General features: G+C 69.4%; 5 protein-coding genes. 3 read left to right on the plus strand and 2 right to left on the minus strand.

Annotated features, from left to right (window positions below; genetic code table 11):
- The first annotated feature begins 323 nt into the window (after nt 1-323).
- Together NBW84_RS07180 and NBW84_RS07185 are read left to right on the plus strand one after the other, a co-directional pair.
- Nucleotides 324-545: a hypothetical protein gene (locus NBW84_RS07180; RefSeq protein WP_250282883.1), complete on the plus strand. Its 222-nt coding sequence runs from the start codon at nt 324-326 to the stop codon at nt 543-545.
- Between the two features lie 741 nt (nt 546-1,286).
- Nucleotides 1,287-3,302, plus strand: a complete 2,016-nt coding sequence (locus NBW84_RS07185) for an amino acid transporter (RefSeq protein ID WP_445548310.1) — start codon at nt 1,287-1,289, stop codon at nt 3,300-3,302.
- A 113-nt stretch (nt 3,303-3,415) separates the two neighbouring features.
- Here NBW84_RS07185 and NBW84_RS07190 read toward each other — a convergent pair whose 3' ends face one another.
- Together NBW84_RS07190 and NBW84_RS07195 are read right to left on the minus strand one after the other, a co-directional pair.
- Nucleotides 3,416-4,264, minus strand: coding sequence for an SDR family oxidoreductase (locus NBW84_RS07190; protein ID WP_250282886.1), 849 nt, complete (start codon nt 4,262-4,264; stop codon nt 3,416-3,418).
- 130 nt (nt 4,265-4,394) lie between these two features.
- Complete coding sequence (locus NBW84_RS07195) at nt 4,395-5,324, minus strand: PAC2 family protein (protein ID WP_250282888.1); 930 nt, start codon at nt 5,322-5,324, stop codon at nt 4,395-4,397.
- 401 nt (nt 5,325-5,725) lie between these two features.
- Between NBW84_RS07195 and NBW84_RS07200 the strand changes: the two genes are divergently transcribed.
- On the plus strand, nt 5,726-5,993 hold a 268-nt coding region (locus NBW84_RS07200; protein WP_250282890.1), incomplete at its 3' end, for an XdhC family protein.

The following is a 5,993-nucleotide window of genomic DNA, read 5'->3' on the forward strand; positions in this document are numbered from 1 at the left end:
GGAAATAGGCGGACGAGAGAGGGGGAGCAGGCGGACGGGGCGGGCAACGGCTGCCGCGGCGAATTCCCCGGCCGGCCCGCTGTAACGGGACCGCGGCCGGCGGGTCGGCCCACGAACCCTATTACCCAGGGTATTCGGCACGTTTCTGGTGACTTTCCGGATTTCATCGGTGCAGGCGTATGGCCCGAAAAATCCACCACCCGGCGGGCGTCCGGGAAGTGGGTGCCGCTGGTGCGTTTCCGGGTGCGGCATCATACTTGTGGGCACCGGGGCCGCCGGCCGGATGGCGGGACCGTCGGACGCCAGGAGGAAACGAGGAAATCATGGCTGCCATCGATCTCGACAAAGTGCTGGACAAGGCGTGGGCGGACAGGGAGCTGCCGGAGATCCTGGCCGCCCCGGTGTCGGCTCTGAAAGGGGTTTCCGACCGTGACGGCGAGCTGCTGCGAGAGGCATTCAACATCAAAACAGTGGCCGATCTGGCCAGTCTGAAGTATTTTCGCTGGGCTTCGGCGCTCGCCGCGCTGAACGTCCCGGCCAAGTAGGCCGGGCCCGGGGCTACGAATCCAGGCGGCCGGCCGGGTGGCCCGCCGGCCGGAGGTAATCCCGCACGGCCGTTGTGCCCCGGACCGTCTCAGGGGGCAATGCCCGTGCCCGGCCGCGCCATGTCGGCCGCCTCGTCAGCCCGTAATCCCTGTCACCCTCTTCGTGAAAGCCGTGCCCGGCCGTATGCCGTGCTCATCCACGCCGTCCCGGCGGCCACCCGGGCGGGACGGTGTGCCGCCGGCTGCCGGCCGCGCGTCCCGCGCCGTTCTCCTGATGTCCCTCGGCTCTCCCGAGGCCCCTCGTCCGTCGCGGAGCGAGGGTGGAGCAAATGGATCAGCGAAAAATTTCCGCTATCTCCGGTAGTGTCACGAATATTTTCGTCGTCGGGAATCTTCCGCTCTGCCGCGCGGCCCGCCGGTGACCGCGGCCGGGCCGGTCCGCCACGTTTGCCGATGCTCTTGTGACGAGGGTTACGTGTTGATGGTCACGGCCGCGGGATCATGTGCCGAACAACACGATCAGGCACCGGGCGGACGGATGATGAATGCAGCCGGATGCCCTCGTGGCCAATGATCCGGACACCTCTGCGTGTGGCGTGGCCGCGCCGTAGACTCCGGCTCGTTTGGCCGCGTTGTGTCGCGCTTCCTCAACAGGCCGAACATCGCCAACAGGTCGAACATCGCCCTTCGGGGTGACGCACGGTCGACCGGTAGGCCGCCTGGCGACTACGGGATGTGGTTATGAACGAACCCTTACCCTCGACGCGACTCCGTATCCGATGGAAGGCACTGGCAGTGACCGTCACAGAGCCTCTCCGGAGAAACCAGCACGACCAGCGTCTACGTACCTGGCTGCTCCAGGGCCTGGCCGAGCGGTCGCGGCGGCACGCGGGGCCGCACACCCAGCCGTCGGTCGAGCATCGACGGCACTCGTGGTGGCGTGTGATGTGTCTCACGGGAGTGGACTACTTCTCCACCCTTGGCTACCAGCCCGGCATCGCCGCTCTCGCCGCCGGCAGCCTCAGCCCGGTCGCGACCCTGATCCTCGTGCTGCTCACCCTCTTCGGGGCCCTGCCCGTCTACCGCAAGGTGGCGTCGGCAAGCCCCCACGGCGAGGGATCCATCGCGATGCTGGAACACCTGCTGCCGTGGTGGTCGGGGAAGCTGCTCGTCCTGGTCCTGCTGGGCTTCGCCGCCACCGACTTTCTCATCACGATCACCCTGTCGGCTGCCGACGCCACCGCGCACCTCATCGAGAACCCGTACGCCCCGCACTTCCTGCACGGCCACAACCTGCTGGTCACGCTGGTGCTGCTCGCCCTGCTCGCCGCGGTGTTCCTCAAGGGCTTCACCGAGGCCCTCGGTATCGCGGTCGCCCTGGTCATGATCTATCTGGCGCTGAACCTCGTCGTCGTGCTGGCCGGTGTGGCCCAGGTGCTGCGCACCCCGCACGTCGTCGACGACTGGCGCGCACTGATGGTGGCCGAGCACCCGAACCCCCTGGTGATGATCGGGGTGGCGCTCATAGTGTTCCCCAAGCTCGCGCTGGGCCTTTCCGGTTTCGAGACCGGGGTGGCGGTGATGCCGCTCATCCGCGGGGACGCGTCCGACACCGAGGAGCGTCCCACCGGGCGGATCCGGGGAACCCGGCATCTGCTCACCACAGCGGCGTTGATTATGAGCGTTTTTCTGCTGGCCAGCAGCATGGTGACAACCCTGCTCATCCCGAAGGCGGAATTCGAGACGGGTGGTGCCGCCAACGGCCGCGCCCTGGCCTATCTCGCCCACGAACTGCTGGGCACCGTCTTCGGGACCTGCTACGACATCAGCACCATCGCGATCCTGTGGTTCGCCGGGGCGTCCGCGCTGGCGGGGCTGCTCAATCTGGTGCCCCGTTATCTGCCGCGTTACGGTATGGCCCCGCACTGGGCGCGTGCGGTCCGCCCGCTGGTCCTGGTGTTCACCGTGGTCGCGTTCGTCGTCACGGTGCTGTTCCGGGCCAGTGTCGACAAACAGGCCGGCGCCTACGCGACCGGTGTGCTCGTCCTCATCACGTCGGCGTCGCTGGCGGTGACGCTGGCTTCGGCGAAACGGCGTCGGCGCGTGTACACCGCCGGGTTCGCGACCATCTCGACCGTCTTCGTCTACACCACCATCGCGAATATCATCGAACGGCCGGACGGCCTGATCATCGGTTCGTTCTTCATTATGGCGATCATTGTCGTGTCGTTCGCGTCGCGCGGGATACGCGCGTTCGAGCTGCGTGTCACGGACGTCCGCCTGGACGACACCGCGACACGGTTCGTCACCGAGGCCGCCCGCGCCGGTGAGCTGCGGCTGATCGCCAATGAACCGGACCTGCGCGACGCCGCCGAGTACTCCGACAAGGAACAGCAGGAACGTCACGACCTGCATATCCCCGACGGGGATCCGCTGCTCTTCGTCGAGGTGACGGTGTCGGACGCGTCCGAGTTCGAAAGCGAGCTGGACGTCCGGGGCGAGGAGCGTCACGGCTACCGGATCCTGAAGCTGACGAGCACCTCGGTGCCGAACGCGATCGCGGCACTGCTGCTGTACCTGCGTGACTTCACCGGTGAGCGGCCGCACGTCTATTTCGAGTGGGGCGAGGGAAATCCGCTGCTCAACCTGTTGCGGTTCCTCTTCATCGGGGTCGGCGAGGTCGCGCCTGTCACCCGCGAGGTGCTGCGTGAAGCCGAGCCCGAACCGGCCCGGCGGCCCTTCGTCCACGTCGGCTGACGCCCGGGGCAGCCGGACCACGCCCGGCTGGCAGGGCCGGCTGGGCGGTCGCGCAGCCGGGCGGTCGCGGTCGGCCGGTGACGCTCAGGGGCAGCCGGTACGGCTGATCGTGGTCACTGCGTCCGGCGCAGGACGATGCGGTCGCGCACCCGCGGTGGCAGCCGGGCGACGGCGGCGGCGATGTGGGCGTCCCTGCCGACGAGATAGCGGGTACGGGGCCGCTGGGTGGTCAGCGCGTGCACGATCACCTTCGCGACCTCCGCCGGGGGGATCCCGGCGGCCTCGTTGCGCTTCGCGCCCGCGCGGGCGGCGGCGATCTGCCTGCCGTACAGCGTGTCGACGGCCGGGGGCAGCGTCGCGAACAGCCGGTCGGCGGATGCCGCCGCCGACCGCCAGATCGGTGTGGTGACCGCTCCGGGCTCGATGAGGACGACGTCGATTCCCCAGGGGGCGAGCTCGATGCGCAGCGTGCTGGTGAGCGCGGCCAGCGCGAACTTCGACGCGGTGTAGGCGCCGAGCAGCGGGGAGACGACCCGGTCGCCGATCGAGCCCACGTTGACGATCCGGCCGTGCCCGTCCCGCAGCAGGGGGAGCACCGCCTGGGTGACGGCGACCTGGCCGACGACGTTGACATCGAGCTGGCGGCGCAGCTCCGCCGGCGGAAGGAACTCCACCGGCGCGGCGACCGCGATACCCGCGTTGTTGACCAGGCCGGCAAGGCCTTCGGCCCCGACGGTACCGCGGATGGTGACAGCCGCCGCCGCCACCGCCTCCGGATCGGTGACATCGAGCTGGACGGGCACGACCCGCTCGCCGAGCTCGGTCTTCAGCGCGGTCGCGTCCTCCTCCCGGCGTACGCCCGCGATCACCTGTCTGCCCTGGCCGATCAGGTGACGCACGGTCGCCGCGCCGATCCCTGTCGACGCTCCGGTGACCACGACGGTCCCCGGGGATGTGGTCATCGGCGGTCCCTTCTGGATGCCTCGGGCGCGGACCCGCGTCCGAACGAGCCTGTCGTCGGTTCGAGGGCTGTCGGTTCGAGGGCCGTCGGTTCGAGAGCTGTCGGTTCGAGGGCCGTCGGTTCGAGAGCTGTCAGTTCGAGGGAAGATCAGGTGGGCCGTCGGGCTCGGTCTGCTCGGCGAGGAAGCGCTCCAGCGCCGCGGCGAGCTCGTCCGCGGTGGGCAGCTCCTCGTCCTCGACCGCCGGGAGATCGGCGCCTGCCCGGCCCTGGATGAACGTGTCGTACTGCTCCTCGAGGGCGGTGACCAGCGCCGCCGCCTCACCGCCGTTCGCCAGTTGCCGGTCGATGTTGGTGCGGACGGCCGCCGACGCGGAGCGCAGCCCGTCCAGCGGGAGCATCAGGCCGGTCGCCTTCGACAGCGAGGTGAGCAGGCTCTCGGTGGCCGCCGGATAGTCGGTCTGCGACAGGTAGTGCGGGACGTGGGCGGCGAACCCCATCGCGTCGAGGCCGTCGCGTCCGCGCAGGTACTCGATGAGATGGCCGGCGCTGCCGGGTGCCTGGACCCGCCGTACCCACGGCTCGTACCCGATGATGAGGTCCCGGCGGGTGGCGTGCGCGGTGACGCCGCACGGGCGGGTGTGCGGAACGGCCATCGGGATCGCGTTGAGACCCACGGTCAGCCGGACGCCCAGGCGCTCGGCGAGAATGCCGACGGCGGCGATGAACCGCTTCCACTGCAGGTCGGGCTCTGGGCCGGACAACAGCAGGAAAGGCGTCCCGGCGCTGTCATCGACGAGGTGCAGCCCGAGCAGGGGCTCGTCGTAGTGTTCCCAGTGATCCTCGGAGAAGATCATGAATGGCCGGCGGGAGCGGTAGTCGAGCAGCTGGTCGATGTCGAAGGTCGCGATGAGACGGTTGTCCAGGGTGGTCAGCAGATGGTCGCGGGCCAGCCGGATCGAGCCACCCGCATCGACGACACCGGTGAGAGCCTCCACCAGCACCGGCCTGCCGATTTCCGGCAGATCGTCGGCGACCTCATACAGCTCACGAGGGTCGAGCACTGGTCGGAGCCTCCTCACGGAAGTCTGTTGGCCGCTTCACCAAGGATGAAGCGACAACGGTACCGATCTGTTCCTGCCGTGTGACGTCCTCCGAAAACCTGGCGGAGCGCTTGCGGTAAGTATCGCAGCCGGGCCCGTCCGGGCGGGCGGGGCCACGGCGGGAGATCGCGGCCCCGCCCAGGGTGAGCTCCCGCTCCGCGTTGCGCGGTCCACTATGGCTACTCTCCGTACTGATCGACCAGATCCTGTCCTGCTCCGTGCTGCCTGGTCCGCACGCTGCCGCGCCGCACACTCCTGTGTCCCGTGTGCTGTGGTGGGCATGGGCGGTGGGCATGGGCGGCCCGGCACTCCCGCAGGACATGGCGGGGAAGGCATAGCGAAGACACGGCAAGGGAGGCCCTGTGCGTGACGCGCTGCCGGAGCTGGCCCGCTGGTGGGCGGCGGGGAAGCCGTTCGCGCTCGTCACCGTGGTCGGGACCGGTTCGTCCGCGCCGCTCCCGCCCGGTGCGGTGCTGGCCGTCGGCACCGGCGGGGAAGCGGTCGGCAGCGTCTCCGGCGGCTGCGTCGAGGGCGCGGTGTACGAGCTGGCGTGCCAGGTGCTCGCCACAGGTGAGCCGGCACTGGCCACGTACGGCCCGGACGGTGATAGCAGCCTGGACGGTGGCGACG

Origin of the sequence: Protofrankia sp. CiP1_Cm_nod2 (genome assembly GCF_920664355.1) — a bacterium.
Lineage (GTDB): Bacteria > Actinomycetota > Actinomycetes > Frankiales > Frankiaceae > Protofrankia.